The following is a 15,208-nucleotide window of genomic DNA, read 5'->3' as shown; positions in this document are numbered from 1 at the left end:
TCATGCTTCAGCCTGTGATTGCCGGAGTCGACGGATCCGCCGAGAGTCTGGCAGCGGCCGAGTGGGCGGCGCGCGAAGCCTTGCGCCGCGAGCGTCCCCTGCGTCTGGTGCACGTCTGGAACTGGCACCCGCGTCAGGCGGGTAGCGAGATGGCCAACGCGGCGCAACGGCACCTGGCGCGGCGTTCCTTGCGCCAGGCGGAGGAGCGTGTGCGAGCCGCCTGCCCCGGAGTGCGAGTGGAGGACGAGCAGATGGAGGGGCCCGCGACGCCGGCCCTGCTGAAGGCGGCGGAAGGGGCCGACCTGTTGGTGCTGGGCTCTCGCGGGCTCAGCGGTTTCACCGGATTCCTCGTGGGTTCGGTCGCGCTGGGCGTCGTGGCGAAGGCCTCACGTCCTGTCGTACTCATCCGGGCCGGAGACGAGCCGGAGGACGAACATCTGCCGGCGGTTGACGGCAGTGCCTCCACGCGCACCGGCTACCGGGACGTGGTGCTCGGTCTGGATCTCGGTGATCCGTGCGACGAGGTCATCGAGTTCGGATTCCAGGAGGCACGGCTGCGCCGAGCCCGACTGCGCGTCGTGCACGCGTGGCAGCCGCCCTCCGCGATCAGCCTGGGGCCGGGAGACATCGCTCTGGTCGACGACCCCTACCGCGGGGAGGAGTGGCAGGGGTTCCTGTCCGCTGTGCTTCAAGTGTGGCGGGACAAGTATCCCGATGTCGAGGTTGTCGAGTGCGTGCCGAAGGACAAGGCGACGACCGCCCTCGTCCGGGCCGCCTCCGGAGCGAGCCTGCTCGTCGTCGGCCACCGCCTGGCCGAGCGGCCGGTCGGCCCCCGCACTGGACCAGTGACCCACGCCGCCATCCATCACGTCGGCTGCCCCGTGGCCGTCGTACCGCATGAGTGACGAAGGCCCCTGGAGCCGGGCGACAGCTCAGAAAGGGCGGAACCGATCATGTCCGACTTCCTTGTGCGCCCGGGCTACGCGGCCAACTACCTCGTACGTGCCGCCGTCACGGCGCCCTCGGTGCACAACACACAGCCGTGGCTGTTCGTCGAGGAGGGCCGGGACCGCAGCCTCGAGGTGCACGCGGACGCCACCCGGCGCCTCGTCCTGACCGACCCGTTCGGCCGGGAGATGGTCATCAGCTGTGGTGCCGCTCTCTTCAACGTCCGCCTTGCCATGCGACACCTCGGCTTCCACGCTGTCGTCCAGTCCCTGCCACACCAGGGGGACCCGGCGTTCCTCGCCCGTGTGGGCTGGGGAGCGTATGGCCCTCCCACGCTCGACGAAGAGCTCATGTACCGTGCCCTGGCCCGCCGGCACACCGTCCGGGGCCGCTTCCGCAGGGACCCTGTTCCGACGCCGCTGTGGGAGGAGTTGCGTGAACAGGCTCACGCCGAGGGGGCCACTCTGCACCGCCTGGACGTCGGCGACGATCGGCGGCGCCTCGCCGAACTCGTCCGGATCGCCGAGGGTGTGCATCGGACCGATCCGGGTCACAGCGCCGAACACGCCCGGTGGGCGAGGCCGGTTCGCCGGCCCCGGTACGACGGCGTACCCGTCGACGTGTCCGGCACACACCCCGACGCCACTGTCCTGGCCGGACGGGACTACGCCGGCGTCATGAGGAACGAGCCGTCGCCCGCTCGGCGGTGGACCGCACGGACCGGACTGGTCGCCGTGCTCAGTACGGACCGCGACGAACGGCCGGACTGGCTCCGGGCCGGACAGGCCCTCGAGCGGGTCCTGCTGTACGCCGCTGCACACAACGTCATGGCGGCCTTCCATACCCAGCCGCTCGAAATCCCACGGCTCAGGTCTCGCATACGCGAGACCGTCACCGCGGGAGGATGCCCACAGATGATTCTCCGCCTCGGCTACGCGACGTCTATCCGCCCGCTTCCGCGGCGCCCGGTGGCGGAGGTCCTCAGGGTGGGCGTTGCCCGAGCCGACGGCGTTCCCCGCTGATCGCTCGGAAGACGGGCGTCACCGGCGGTGCCGATGGCGCCCGTGTGCTCATGGCTCCAGTTCGAGATCGATCTCGGGCGGTTCGTGGAGCGTGTTGTGGACGGTGCAGTGGGAGGCGACGGCGAGCAGGGCCGCGTGGCGCTGCGCGGACAGCGCGGGCGGCGGCACGAGGACGAGGCGAATGGACGCGACGCGGGCGGGGCGGTCGGTGGCCATGGTGAACTCCGTGCGAACCCTGAGTCCGTCGTGGTGCAGGCCGTGGCGCGTGAGATAGCGGCCCGCGTAGAAGGCCACGCACGTGGCCAGGGACGCGGCGAACAACTCGGTGGGAGTGGGCGCGGTGTCCTTCCCGCCCGCCTCCAGAGGCTGGTCGACCAGGAGCTGGTGACCGCGGATCTCCACGGCGAAAGCGTCCCCCTCGATGTGGGTGACGTCGAGCCGGTGAACGTCCGCACCCGGAGCTCGTGGGACGATCGTTTGCCGTGCGGTGCCTGTCATGGCCGCGCCTCCTTGTCGATGCCGAGTGCTGTCCACTTCCAGTGGAACGCTGAGCTCGTGGTGGGACGAGGGCCGGACGGGTTGCGGTAGGGGCCGTTCGGCCCTGGAGAGCACTCGGCGGACGGGGCGTGCACACAGCTATACCCCTCCGGGTACCTGACCAGGGACCAGTGGCCCCTGCTCCCGCCTCAACTCCCGCACGAGAGTGGAGGCATGGACAAACGCATCGTGATTCTCGGCGGCGGTACGGCCGGTACGCTGACGGCCAACCGTCTGCAACGGACGTATGGCGAGCGCGAGTGCAGGATCACCGTGGTCGACCAAGACGACGATCACGTCTACCAACCCGGGCTGCTGTTCGTCCCCTTCGGGCTCGCGCAGCCGCAGCACCTCGTCCGGTCCCGCCCGCGCCAACTGCACGCCGCCATCGACTACAAGATGGCGCAGATCGAGCGGGTCGACCTGGACGCACGGGCGGTCCATCTCAGCGGCGGTATCCGGCTGGCCTACGACGTCCTCGTGGTCGCCACCGGAGCCGCGCTGCTGCCGGAGGAGACAGAGGGGCTGACCGGTCCCGGCTGGGGCGAGAACGTCTTCACCTTCTACGACCTGCCCGGCGCGGTGGGCCTGCATGGCGCGCTGGAGCAATTCCAGGGCGGACGTGTCGTGGTGAACGTGGCCGATCTTCCGCTCAAGTGCCCCGTGGCACCGCTGGAGTTCGCCTTCCTCGCCGACTGGTACTTCCAGCGGCGCGGAATCCGCGACAAGGTGCAACTGACCTACGTCACTCCGCTGGACGCCGCCTTCACCAAGCCCGTTGCGGCGGAGGCCCTGGGAGGCCTTCTGGCGGAGAAGGGCATCGAGCTGGTCACCGAGTTCACGCTCGGCCAGGTCGACGGTACGGGCGGCCGGCTGGTGTCGTACGACGAACGCGAGGTGCCGTTCGATCTGGCGGTGGTGGTGCCGCTGCACGGTGGCGCCGCGTATGTCGGCCGCTCCCAGGGCCTCGGCGATGAGCTCGGGTTCATCCCTGTTGATCCGCACAGCCTCCAACACCCGGAGCATCCCGACGTGTTCGCGATCGGTGACGCGGCCGGCCTGCTCGCATCCAAGGCCGGGTCGGTGGCCCATTTCGAGGGCGAGACGCTGGTGCACAACATCGGCCGCTTCCTGGCCGGACAGCCGCTGGACGCCACCTTCGACGGACACACCAACTGCTTCGTCGAGACCGGCTACCACAAGGCCCTGCTCATCGACTTCAACTACGACACCGAACCGCTGCCCGGCCACTTCCCGGCCGCCGTCGGCCTGCCGCTGCTGAAGGAGTCGCACGCCAACCACCTCGGCAAGCTCGCCTTCGAGTGGCTGTACTGGCACAGCCTGCTGCCCGGCCGCGAACTGCCCGGGATCGGCTCGGCGATGCCCGAGCGCGGCAAGAACCACGTCCACGCCTGAACAAGAGGAGGGACATCGTCATGTCCACTGCCACCTACGACGACAACGCCGTCCCCGTCGACGACGAGGGCTTCTTCACCGAACCCGACCGGTGGACCGAGGCCATGGCCGAGCAGATCGCCTGCGAGGCGGGCATCGAGGAACTGACCGAGCGGCACTGGACGGTCATCCGGTTCATGCGCGAGCAGTACGCCGCCAAGGGCACGGGCCCCACCGTCCGCGTGCTCGGCAAGACGTCCGGCGTGACCGTCAAGGAGCTGTACCAGCTCTTCCCCAAGGGGCCGGCCAAGACGGCCGCCAAGATCGCCGGAATTCCCAAGCCCCGCGGCTGCATCTGACCCGAAGGAGTGCTCCGACATGGCCGACACCGCCACGATCGAGAAGGTCTCGATCATCGTCTCCAAGGGATCCCTGGAAGGGATCTACCCGGCCCTGATCATGGCCAACGGCGCTCGCGCCGAGGGCATCGAGGCCGACCTGTTCTTCACCTTCTTCGGTCTGGACGCCATCACGAAGACGCGCTGGGAGCACATCAAGCTCGCCACCGTCGGCAACCCAGGCCTGCACCTGCCCACGCTGCTGGGCGGCCTGCCGGGCGTACCGGACCTGGTTACCCGCTACATGGAACGCAAGATGGACAAGCTCGACATCCCGCCGATCCCCGAGTTCCTCGAGATGATCGCCGACACCGGCGCGGGCATTTACGCCTGCAAGGCGTCCGTCGACCTCTTCGAACTCGCCAAGGACGACCTCATCGAGCAGGTCCAGGACATCATCACGGTCGGCGAGTTCTACGAGAGGGCCGCCGGCAGCCAGATCATCTACACCTAACCGGCACCCGCCGGGCGGCAGTACACACGGAGTCAGTCACTCGCGTGAGTCGAGCCACCGCCCTGCCGGTGGACTGAACCGAATGGCTAGCCGTCGAGCCGGATTCCGGAGATGCGTCCCGTCGCCAGATCGGACTGGATCATCAGGTGGCTGCGGTGGGACCGGTTCCCGGGGTCCTGCCAGGTGAGGGTCACACGGGTCCAGCAGTGCCCCATGCCGCTGTCGTTGTAGACGACCTGCCACGCTGTCGGAACCCCCTTGGCGCGCAGCACACCGTCCTAGTGGTGGGCGGCCTCCCAGCGGGCGAGGCTCTGGCGCAGCCCGGCCGTCAGGTAGTGGCGGCGCAGGGCGTCGGCCAACTGCTCCCGGCCGGAGTCGTACAGAACGTCGATGTACGTGCCGTAGAAGTCGGCGACCGGGTCGACGGGGGACGCAGGGTTGCCGGAGCGACCGGGAACGGCCGGCCGTGCGCAGCCAGACTCCCGCGGTTTCAAGGAGCGAGAGTTTCAAGGAGCGAGGGAGAAGTAGTTCTCCTCCTCCTGCGTGAAGTGCAGGCGCAGCACAGTGTGCAGCCCGTACAGAGAGGCACGCAGGTCGTCGAGCTGTTCCGGTGCCAGGCCCTCGTCGGTGTCGGCGAGCGTGAGGTGGGTGGCGATGCGTCGGGCGAGCCGGTGGATCTCCGCGTGGGCGCGGCTCATGGTGGCGGTCGCTTCGGGGCCGCCGAGCGCGGGGGCGAGCGCCGGGTAGAGCTGATGTTCCTCGGCGTCCTCGTGCGGCAGCAACCGTTCGGTGAGCAGCCGGTGCGCCTCTCCCACGGCCGCGAGGGCGTCCGGGCCGCTGTTGTCCGAGAGGCGGTCGGCGGCGGCCCGTACTGCTTCGAGGACGTCTTGCAGATCGTCGTGTTCGGCTGCGAAGCGGTGGAGGAGGGCCTCGGTGGCGGGCTGGAGGGCAGGTCGCGTGACGTGGTCAACGCGCAGCGCGCGTAGCGCATTGAGGATGACCGCGACGTCGATGCCCTCCTGCAGCAGGGCACCTGCGGCGGGTGGGAGCAGACCGAAGGCCGCCGCGACCATGGCGGCGAGGGACATCAGCATGCCGCCGAGCGCGCTCTGCACGGCGATGCGCCGGGCGCGTACGGCGATGCCGACCGCGTCGGCCAAGCGGTCCACCCGGTCGGTGGTCAGCACGACGTCGGCGGCCTCGGAGGAGGCGGTGGAGCCGTGGGCGCCCAGGGCGACTCCGACGTCGGCTGCCGCGAGCGCGGGGGCGTCGTTGACTCCGTCGCCCACCATCACCGTGATCGCGCGCTCGCGCTCGGCGCGTACAGCGGCAACCTTGTCGGCCGGGGCGAGTTCGGCGCGCACCTCGTCGAGACCCAGGACAGCCGCGATCTCGCGCGCGGGTTCAGGGCGGTCGCCGGTGAGCATCACGAGCCGGTCGATACCCGCCGCGCGCAGTCGGCGCAGGGTGCGCGGCGCGTCGTGGCGCAGCGGGTCGTGCAGGAGGACCGCGCCCGCCGGGCGGTCGCCGACGGTCAGCCAGGCGACCGCGGCCCCGTCCAGGAGCGCGCGGTTGTCGACCGCGCGGGCCCAAGCAGGCCGCTCCGTACGGGCGTCGAAGCGACCGATGGTCATGGGGCGTCCTTCGACGGTGCCGGTGGCGCCCCGGCCGGGTTCCTCGGACACATCCTTGGGCACGGACAGGACCAGTCCGCGCTCCCGGGCCGCGTCGACGATCGCCCGGGCCAGGACGTGCGGGGAGTACTGGTCGAGCGAGGCGGCCTGCCGCAGCACGTCGGCCGGTGTCCAGCCGGGGGCCGCGGTCACGTCGAATGCGTGTGGCCGGCCGCTGGTGAGGGTGCCGGTCTTGTCGAGCAGGAGCGTCCGGGCCCGGCCGAGACTCTCCAGGGCCCCACCGTCCCTGATCACCACCCCGACTCTGGACGCCCGCGAAAGACCGGAGACGATCGCCACCGGCGCCGCGAGCAGCAGCGGACACGGAGTGGCGACCACCAGGACCGCCACCGCCCGCACCGCGGAGCCGCTGACCAGCCAGGCCAGCCCGGCCGCGGCCACGGACAGCGGCAGGAACCAGGCCGCGTAGCGGTCGGCCAGGCGGACGACGGGGGCGGACTCGGCCCCGGCCTGCCGGGCCAGCCGCACGATCTCGGCGTACGTGCTGTCCTGCTCGGTTGCTGTGGCACGCATCTCGAAGGCGCTGCCCGCGTTGACCACACCGCTGCGCACTGTCTGGCCCAGGGGACGTTCCACGGTCAGGGGTTCCCCGGTGAGCACCGATTCGTCGAGCACGGCCGTGCCGTCGGCCACGCGGCCGTCGACCGGGACGACCTCACCCGGACCGACGACGAGCAGATCGCCGACGGCGACATCGGCCGGCGGCACCAGGCGCACGTCCGTGCCGGTGCGGCGCCGTGCGGTCCGGGGCGAGTGCTCCAGCAGAGCGCGCAGATCATGCGAGGCACGCCGCTGAGCCGCGGCCTCGAGCGTGCGGCCGGTGGCGAGCATCAGCGCGATCAGAGATCCGGCCAGATACTCGCCGACCGCCAGGGTGCCGCCGAGTGCCAGAACCGCGATCAGGTCCACGCCCGCCTGTCCGCGCCGCAGCGCGGCCAGCACCCAACCTACCGCCGGCGCGACGGCCACGACGGTGCCCAGTCCCCAGCACAGTTCAGCGAGGTCGCGAGCGTCGGCGAGCCAGGAGATGCCACCGACCGTCAGGGCCGTGGCAGTGACGGCAAGGAGCACCGGTTCGAGGGACCACGCCGTGAGCAGACGACGCAACTGCTTCCTCGGTACGACGATGACGCGGTTCATGGCAATCCTTTGTCGGGCGCCCGGCGACTTCCCACCCCGCCTGCCTCCCGCCCTCTCCTCAGCCGTGCGGGACGACGGCGACCGGGCACGGGACGTGGTGGAGCGCGGCGTGTGCGACGGGCCCGAGCTTCCACGCCAGGTGGGACGGGTGCGGACGACGACCCACGACAGCGAGTTGGCCGTGTACGGCGGCGGACAGCAGAACGTGCGCCGCAGGCCCTGTGGCGACCTGTTCCACGACGGAGACGTCGGGGAACTTCGCGCGCCACGGCGCCAGAACTGCGGCGAGCCGCTCGCGTTGCTCCGCTTCGTACTGGCTGTCGGCGTGCTCGGCGGATACCACGCGTGGATGGGCCGCCAGCGTGGTGAGTGGAAGCGCGTGTACGGCGCGTACGGAGGCTCCGCGCAACTCCGCGGCGGTGAAGGCGAATTCCAGCAGCGGGTCGGCGGCCGGTCCCGGCTCCTGCACGCCGACGACGATCCCGTTCCGGTCGGCCGCGGCGGGGTGCCCCCAACCGGCCTCGACGGCGGGATCGTCGGCCCGGACGGTGACGGTGGGGCATTGGGCGAGGCCGAGAACGTGCAGGCTGATCGAGCCGAGCAGGAAGCTTGACACCGAGCCGAGCCCCCTGGCACCGAGCACGAGCATGGACGCGGTCTCACTGTGTTCCAGGAGTGCCTGCGAGGCGGGGGCTCGCACGAGTTCCGTGGTCAGCGCCAGATCGCCGTAGCGGTGCAGTAGTTCGGCTCCGGTCCGGTGCAACACGTCCCGCCCGTACTGCTGCTTGCTGCGGGCTTCCTGGGCCACGGGCACGTTGAGCGGCTGGGTGGTCCAGGAGTGGATCAGGTGGACAGGCAGATGCCTGTCCACGGCTTCGCGGGCGGCCCACCAAGCGGCCGTCACGCTGCCGGGGGAGCCGTCGAGTCCGACGACGACGGGTCCGGTCATGGCGCACCTCCGGTGCCGTTGCGACAGGTGAGGGGCAAGCTGCGCGCATACCCCCCACGTACAGGCTCGTCGCCCTCCGGCTGCCGGGGGAGGGCCGGACGGTACGCCTTTTGGGCCGTACGGCCCCGTGCCGGACGGAGGAGGCGGGCAGAGGCTGGAGCCGCGGAAACGAGGGCCCCAGTTGCGCGGTGCTTCATCGTGTCGCCGGGCCCACTCAGAGAGCAGAGAGGGGAGAGCTGCGATGACTGGCCCGGTTGTGGTGGGCGTGGACGGCTCGATGTCGAGTTTGACCGTGGTGGAGGCAGCCGCGCGCGAGGCCGGTCTGCGCGGGGTGGGACTGCGGCTGGCGCAGGCCGTCGCGTGGCCGTCGGAGCCTGTGCCAAGCGGTGTGCCGCCGTGGGACCCGGACGGCGGCGGACTGGGCGAGCCGGTGAACGGCATGCTGACCGAGGCCGAGCGGCGGGCCCGCGCGGTGGCACCGCAGGTGGAGGTCACCTCCGACGTCCTGCTCGGTGAGCCGATGGCGGTGTTGGAGTCCGAGTCGCGCCTCGCGTCGCTCACCGTGGTGGACGGTCGTGGGGCGGGTCGGCTCGATGGCCTGCTGCGTGGCTCGGTCGTCGGGCATCTGACCGCCCACGGCTGCTGCCCGGTGCTCGTGGTGCGCGGCAGGCCGGAACCGACCGGTCCCGTGGTGCTGGTCGACGACGCCTCACCCGCCGCTCGGGAAGCGGCCCGATTCGCCTTCGCCGAGGCCTCGGTGCGCGGCACGGACCTGGTGGTCCTGCGTACGCGCAGCATCCGGACCCGGTCACCGGTCGGCGCTCCTGTCGGTCCGCGTCACGGGACGCGTGGCGGCGACGGCCGGCAGCCACGCGCCGCAGCGCTGTCCGTTCTGCAGAAGGACCACGCGGACGTCTTGGTGCGCGCTCGGCAGCTGGCAGGCCGCGCCGGGCGGGCGGTTGTGGAAGCCAGCGCCGGTGCTCAGCTCGTCGTACTCGGTGCGCCGGCGATGGGTCGAAGGGCCAACGTGCTGCCGGGATCGGTCGGCCGTGCGGCGCTGCGGCATGCGCAGTGCCCCGTCGCTGTGATCCCCGGCAGGAAGGTCTGACCGTGGACGGGCGAGCGACGGCCGAGGCCGCACGAGCGAGTTCCGCGGCCGACCCTGCTCGGGTGCCGGACGCCTGCCGGATGACCTCGGCACAGGTGGCGGACCTGCTCGGGGCCGACCCGACCGCTGGACTGAGCACAGACCGGGTCACCGAGCGGGCGTCGGCCCACGGGCCCAACCGGCTGGCTGAACCGGCCCGGCGCCCGGAATGGCTGAAGTTCCTGGACCAGTTCCGCAACTGGCTCATCGGCATCCTGCTGATCGCCGCCGTGGTTGCGGCCGTGATCGGCGACATCAAGGACGCCCTGGTGATCACCGTCGTCCTGCAGATCAACGCCGTCCTCGGCTACCTCCAGGAGCGGCGTGCCGAGCGCAGCCTGGAAGCCCTGCGCCGGATGCTCGTGCCCACCGCCCGCGTCCGCCGCGACGGCAGGGAAAGCGTCGTGGAGGCCCAGACGCTCGTCCCCGGGGACGTGGTGCTGCTGGAGGCCGGCGACCGCGTACCGGCCGACGGGCGGCTGACCGTCGCCGAGTCGGTCGAGGTCGCCGAGGCGGCCCTGACCGGCGAGTCCCAGCCGGTCGCCAAGAGCGTCACGCCGGTCGAGCGGGCCGGGGACGCGCCCGTGCCGCTGGCCGAGCGCACCAGCATGCTGCTCATGAACACCGCTGTGACCCGGGGCCGCGCCGAGATGATCGTCACGGCCACGGGCATGCGCACCGAACTCGGCGCGATCGCCGACGCGTTGCGCACCGGCGAGGAGCCGGTCAGCCCGCTCCAGATCCAGCTCGACAGCCTGGGCCGGCGGCTGGCGGTACTCAGCGGCGTCGCGGTCGTCGCCTACGCCCTGACCGCACTTCTCCGCGGTGAGTCTCTGTCGGACATCGCGCTGCGGGCCGTCGCCCTGGCTGTCGCCGCGATCCCGGAGGGGCTGCCCGCCGTACTCGCCCTGACGCTTGCGCTCGGGGTGTACCGCATGGCCCGCCGCGGCGCCATCGTGAAGCGGCTCGCCTCGGTGGAGTCGCTCGGCTCGGCGACGGTCGTGTGCAGCGACAAGACAGGCACGCTGACCCTCAACGAGATGACCGTGCGGGCGCTCTGGACCGCCGGGAGGCTCTACGAGGTGACGGGCGAGGGCTACGACACGGCGGGCGAGATCCGCTCCACCGACACCGCTCTCACCCACGACCTGCGGGAAGCGGTGCTGCCCTTTGCCGTCTGCAACGACGCCCGCCTGACCGACGAGGACTTCATCGGCGACCCGACTGAGGGAGCGCTGGTGGTGCTTGCCGCGAAGGCCGGTGTCGACGCCGACCGACTGCGCGCGGAACTGCCCCGCACCGGCGAACTGCCCTTCGACGCGGCCACGAAGTACATGGCCACCTTCCACGACGAACCCGAGGGTCGCACCCGCGTCTTCGTCAAAGGCGCGGTGGACGTTCTGCTGGACCTGTGCGCCCACGTCCGCACCCAGGACGGCGTGCAGCCTCTCGACGACCGGTACAAGGGCGAACTTCTCGCCGTGACACAGAAACTGGGCGGCGCGGGGCTACGGGTCCTGGGCGCAGCTACAGCCGTGACGGACAGCTCTGGGGCCACCGAACTGCCCGCCCTGACCCTGGTGTCCATCGCCGGGATCGCCGACCCGCCCCGCCCGCAGGCACGCGACGCCATTGCGCTGTGCAGCACGGCGGGAGTCGCCGTCAAGATGATCACCGGTGACCACGCCGACACCGCGGCCGCCATAGCCCGCGAGCTGGATATCGACGGCGACGTCGTAACGGGCGCTGATCTGGACGAGATGGCGGAGGACGAACTCTCCGCCCGCATCGACCACATCGGAGTCTTCGCCCGCGTCGCGCCCGAACACAAGGTCGTGATCGTACGAGCGTTGTCGAAGCGGGGCCACATCGTCGCGATGACCGGCGACGGAGTCAACGACGCCGCCGCGCTGCGCGCCGCGCACATCGGCGTGGCCATGGGTATCACGGGCACGGACGTGGCCAAAGAAGCCGCCGACATGGTGCTGACCGACGACGACTTCTCCACGATCGTTCGCGCCGTCCGCGAAGGCCGCTCCATCTACGACAACATCGTCAAGTTCGTACGCTTCCAGCTGGCCACCAACATCGGGGCGATCCTGACCCTGCTGGGCGCCTCGCTGGCCGGGTTGCCCGCCCCGCTCACCGCGGCCCAACTCCTCTGGATCAACATCATCATGGACGGGCCGCCCGCGATGGCGCTGGCCGTCGACCCCGCCCGCGACGACGTCATGCGCCACCCGCCACGCGACCCGGCCGAGCGGATCCTGAACGCGCACCGCCTCTTCGCCATCGGCAGAGCCGGTGCCGTCATGGCCGTGGGCACGGTGACCCTGCTGGCTCTGGCCCGTGTCCAGCTCGATCCGGACACCGCTCTGACCATGGCGTTCACGACCTTCGTCCTGTTCCAGCTGTTCAACGCTCTCAACGCCCGCGCGGACGACGGCCCACTGCTGGGCCGCCACCAGTTCCGCAACCGCACCCTGTGGCTCTGCCTTGCAGGGGTTCTCGCCGTACAGGTTGTCGCCGTGCACCTGCCCTGGGCGCGCACCGTCTTCGGCACTGTGCCGCTGACCGCGGCTCAGTGGGCCGTCTGCGTCGGAACGGCGTCCACGGTCCTTGTCGCCGAGTTGGTCCTGCGCGTCGTACGACCGGCGCTGCGCGGGTCCGGCCCGGCTAGCTGATCATTCCGCAGAACGCGCAGGCAGCGACGCCGACCAGCGCCCGAACTAGGGCCGACCGGCCCCACAGCACGCCCGGACAGCCCATGGGATGCGCCCTCGATCCGCTGGATGCTCGAGGTGTCGAGAAGCTTGGAGGAGACCCGCCATGACGGACGACGCGTCCACCCGGCCCACGGTTCACGCCCTGCTCGCGGACGGCACGACTGTGTGCATCCGCCCGGTGACTCCGGGCGACCACGATCAGTTGGAGGGACTCTACGAGGAGATGTCCCCGGAGAACCTGAGGCTGCGGTTCTTCGCGGCGAGCCGCCGTTCGGCGGCGATGGCGGCCGACCGGGCCTGTGCCTCGTCCCGCCCCGGATACCGAGCCCTGCTGGCGGAGACGAAGAGCCAGGTGATCGGCCTGGCCGAATACGACGCAGGTGACGACAAGGATTCGGCTGAGATCTCCATCGCGGTCGCCGACGGACTGCACCACCGGGGCATCGGCACCCTCCTCGTGGAGCACCTGGTCTCGGCTGCCCGTGCCGAGGGCATCACTTCGTTCACCGCCGACGCCCTCAGCGAGAACCATGAGGTCCTCCAGCTCTTCGCCGACCTCGGCCTGCGTACCGCCCGCCGCTTCGAGGGTCCGGAGGTCCGCTGCACTGTCGAACTCGACGAGACCGACAACTATCTCTCCGCTGTCGAGGCACGCGGTACGTGCGCCAATATCGCCAGCTTGGAGCCGCTGCTGCGGCCGGCCACCGTCGCCGTCGTCGGCGCGGGGCGCAAGCCCGGATCCGTGGGACGGGCCATCCTGCACCACCTCCACACCGGCGGATACGCCGGACGGCTCTTCGCGGTGAACCCCAGGGCCACCTCGATCATGGGCGTGCCCTCCTACCCGTCGATCAGTGCACTGCCGAAGACCCCCGATCTCGTGGTCGTCGCAGTGCCCTCCGCAGGGATCCCAGCCGCTGCCGAGGAGTGCGGAAAGGTCGGCGCGCGGGCCCTGCTCGTCATCACCGCCGGCCTCGACAGCGAGCAGGCACAGGCGTTGATGGCGGCATGCCGCACCTACGGCATGCGACTCGTCGGACCCAATTGCCTCGGCATCACCAACACCGACTCCGACGTCTCGCTGGACGCGACCTTCGCTGCCGATCACCCGCGCCCCGGCACGGCGGGCGTCGCCGTGCAGTCCGGCGGCGTCGGCATCGCCCTGCTCGACGGGCTGTCCCGGCTCGGCATCGGCGTCTCGTCGTTCGCCTCCCTCGGTGACAAGTACGACGTCAGCGGCAACGACATGCTCCAGTGGTGGGAGAGCGACGGCCGTACCGACCTCGCGCTGCTGCACCTGGAGTCCTTCGGCAATCCGCGGGCTTTCTCCCGCACCGCCCGCCGCGTGACCCGCCGACTGCCCGTCCTCACCGTGGACGCCGGGCGCACCGACGCGGGCCGCCGCGCCGCCGCCTCGCACACGGCAGCGGCCGCCACCCGCACCATGACCCGGCGGGCGCTGTTCACCCAGGCCGGCATCACCGCCACCCACTCGTGCGCCGAACTCCTCGAAACCGCGGCTCTGTTGCACTCCCAGCCGCTTCCGACGGGCACCCGGGTCGCGATCGTCACCAACGCGGGCGGCGCGGGCGTCCTCGCCGCCGACGCCTGCGCGGAGGCGGGGCTGGCCATTCCGCCGTTCACCCCGCAAATGGTCGACGACCTGCTCGCCGTACTCCCCGAGGGAGCCGCCGTCGGCAATCCCGTCGATGCGACAGCTGCGGTCACGGAGGAACAGCTGAGTGAGTGCGTGGACGGCATCATGCGGTACCCCGGCATCGACGCCGTCGTACTGGCCCTCGTCCCCACCGCGGTCGCCACTGCGACGGGCGAAGACCTTGTCCGGGCCCTCACCGGCGGTCCCGGACGCCGTACGCGCACTGCAATCGTCATACGTATGGAGCAGGACCTCCCGGTCAGGCTGTTGCCCGCCTCCGGCGGCGGCACGATCCCCTCGTACGCCGAACCGCAGGCGGCGGCACGGGCCTTGGCCCACGCCGCCCACCGTGCGGACTGGTTGAGCCGACCCGCGGGAACCGTCCCCGACCTCGAAAACGTGGACACCCCGCGCGCCCACGCAGTTGCCGAAGCCTTCCTGGCCGCACACCCGGAGGGAGGTTGGTTGGACCCGCGTACCTGCGCCGACCTCCTCGCCTGCTACGGCGTCCCGCAACTTGCGTGGGCCTGGGCCGAGACCGAGGACGAAGCCGTCATCGCCGCCGATCGGCTGCGCGGTGCCGATGGCCGGGTGGTCATGAAGGCCCACTGGCCCGGGCTGGTGCACAAGAGCGAGCAGCACGCCGTGCACCTCGACCTGCGCGGGGACACCCAAGTACGCGCCGCCTTCCGGGACTTCGCGACCCGCTTCGACGGCCTGCTCACGGGCGTGCTCGTGCAGCCGCTCGCCAGGCGCGGTACCGAGCTGTTCGCGGGTGTCGTCCAGGACGAGGTCTTCGGCCCGCTGGTCCTGTTCGGACTCGGCGGCACCGCGACCGAGGTACTGGCCGACCACGCCGCCCGGCTCGCCCCGCTGGCCGACCAGGACGTGCACGACCTCATCACCGCGCCGCGCTGTGCGCCGCTCCTGTTCGGCGCGCGTGGCAACGGACCGATCGACCTCGAAGGCCTCGAACAACTGCTGCTGCGGCTGTCCCGCATGGCGAGCGACCTGCCGCAGCTGGCCGAGGCCGACTTCAACCCCGTTCTCGCGACACCGGGCGGAATCAGTGTGCTCGATGCGCGTGTACGACTGCTGCCGCGCAGGCCCCAGGACCCGTATCTGCGCAGGCTCCGCTGAG

Annotated in this window: 13 protein-coding genes; 8 read left to right on the top strand and 5 right to left on the bottom strand. The window is 71.0% G+C overall.

Features of this window, described 5'->3' with window-relative positions; all coding sequences use genetic code 11:
• The first annotated feature begins 2 nt into the window (after nt 1–2).
• Together OG828_RS07315 and OG828_RS07310 are read left to right on the top strand one after the other, a co-directional pair.
• Nucleotides 3–905: a universal stress protein gene (locus OG828_RS07315; RefSeq protein WP_328500531.1), complete on the top strand. Its 903-nt coding sequence runs from the start codon at nt 3–5 to the stop codon at nt 903–905.
• Between the two features lie 48 nt (nt 906–953).
• The gene (locus OG828_RS07310) at nt 954–1,970 is read left to right on the top strand and encodes an Acg family FMN-binding oxidoreductase (RefSeq protein WP_328500530.1); all 1,017 of its coding nucleotides are present in this window, start codon (nt 954–956) and stop codon (nt 1,968–1,970) included.
• A 48-nt stretch (nt 1,971–2,018) separates the two neighbouring features.
• Here the strand turns inward: OG828_RS07310 and OG828_RS07305 are convergent, their stop codons facing one another.
• Complete coding sequence (locus OG828_RS07305; RefSeq protein WP_328437192.1) at nt 2,019–2,468, bottom strand: OsmC family protein; 450 nt, start codon at nt 2,466–2,468, stop codon at nt 2,019–2,021.
• Nucleotides 2,469–2,681: 213 nt separating this feature from the next.
• On the opposite strand from OG828_RS07305, the gene sqr reads away from it, so the two are divergent.
• From sqr to OG828_RS07290, 3 genes are read left to right on the top strand one after another with little or no spacing between them, the layout of a single operon-like run.
• The gene (gene sqr, locus OG828_RS07300; RefSeq protein WP_328500529.1) at nt 2,682–3,923 is read left to right on the top strand and encodes a type III sulfide quinone reductase, selenoprotein subtype; all 1,242 of its coding nucleotides are present in this window, start codon (nt 2,682–2,684) and stop codon (nt 3,921–3,923) included.
• A 20-nt stretch (nt 3,924–3,943) separates the two neighbouring features.
• Nucleotides 3,944–4,261, top strand: a complete 318-nt coding sequence (locus tag OG828_RS07295) for a TusE/DsrC/DsvC family sulfur relay protein (protein WP_328500528.1) — start codon at nt 3,944–3,946, stop codon at nt 4,259–4,261.
• A 19-nt stretch (nt 4,262–4,280) separates the two neighbouring features.
• Complete coding sequence (locus tag OG828_RS07290) at nt 4,281–4,754, top strand: DsrE/DsrF/DrsH-like family protein (protein WP_328500527.1); 474 nt, start codon at nt 4,281–4,283, stop codon at nt 4,752–4,754.
• Between the two features lie 86 nt (nt 4,755–4,840).
• Here the strand turns inward: OG828_RS07290 and OG828_RS07285 are convergent, their stop codons facing one another.
• Genes OG828_RS07285 through OG828_RS07270 form a run of 4 tightly spaced genes read right to left on the bottom strand, consistent with a single transcriptional unit; the run spans nt 4,841 to nt 8,537 of the window.
• Complete coding sequence (locus tag OG828_RS07285) at nt 4,841–5,026, bottom strand: hypothetical protein (RefSeq protein WP_328500526.1); 186 nt, start codon at nt 5,024–5,026, stop codon at nt 4,841–4,843.
• Nucleotides 5,027–5,032: 6 nt separating this feature from the next.
• On the bottom strand, nt 5,033–5,248 hold the full coding sequence (locus tag OG828_RS07280; RefSeq protein ID WP_328437187.1) for a hypothetical protein: 216 nt from the start codon (nt 5,246–5,248) through the stop codon (nt 5,033–5,035).
• Nucleotides 5,249–5,260: 12 nt separating this feature from the next.
• Complete coding sequence (locus tag OG828_RS07275) at nt 5,261–7,588, bottom strand: heavy metal translocating P-type ATPase (RefSeq protein ID WP_328500525.1); 2,328 nt, start codon at nt 7,586–7,588, stop codon at nt 5,261–5,263.
• 58 nt (nt 7,589–7,646) lie between these two features.
• Nucleotides 7,647–8,537 carry a universal stress protein gene (locus tag OG828_RS07270; protein ID WP_328500524.1) on the bottom strand — a complete coding sequence of 297 codons (891 nt, stop codon included), beginning with the start codon at nt 8,535–8,537 and terminating at the stop codon, nt 7,647–7,649.
• A gap of 241 nt (nt 8,538–8,778) precedes the next feature.
• On the opposite strand from OG828_RS07270, the gene OG828_RS07265 reads away from it, so the two are divergent.
• The 3 genes from OG828_RS07265 to OG828_RS07255 all read left to right on the top strand — a co-directional run bounded on the left by OG828_RS07265 (nt 8,779) and on the right by OG828_RS07255 (nt 15,207).
• Nucleotides 8,779–9,645 carry a universal stress protein gene (locus tag OG828_RS07265; RefSeq protein ID WP_328437184.1) on the top strand — a complete coding sequence of 289 codons (867 nt, stop codon included), beginning with the start codon at nt 8,779–8,781 and terminating at the stop codon, nt 9,643–9,645.
• A gap of 2 nt (nt 9,646–9,647) precedes the next feature.
• A complete protein-coding gene (locus OG828_RS07260; RefSeq protein ID WP_328500523.1) occupies nt 9,648–12,368 on the top strand; it encodes a cation-translocating P-type ATPase in 2,721 nt (906 codons plus the stop codon).
• A gap of 145 nt (nt 12,369–12,513) precedes the next feature.
• A complete protein-coding gene (locus OG828_RS07255; protein WP_328500522.1) occupies nt 12,514–15,207 on the top strand; it encodes a bifunctional acetate--CoA ligase family protein/GNAT family N-acetyltransferase in 2,694 nt (897 codons plus the stop codon).
• The last annotated feature ends 1 nt before the right edge of the window (nt 15,208 follow it).

Source organism: Streptomyces sp. NBC_00457 (assembly GCF_036014015.1).
GTDB lineage: Bacteria > Actinomycetota > Actinomycetes > Streptomycetales > Streptomycetaceae > Streptomyces.
The sequence above is the reverse complement of the archived record's forward strand: the minus strand, read 5'-3'. Positions and strand labels throughout refer to the sequence as shown.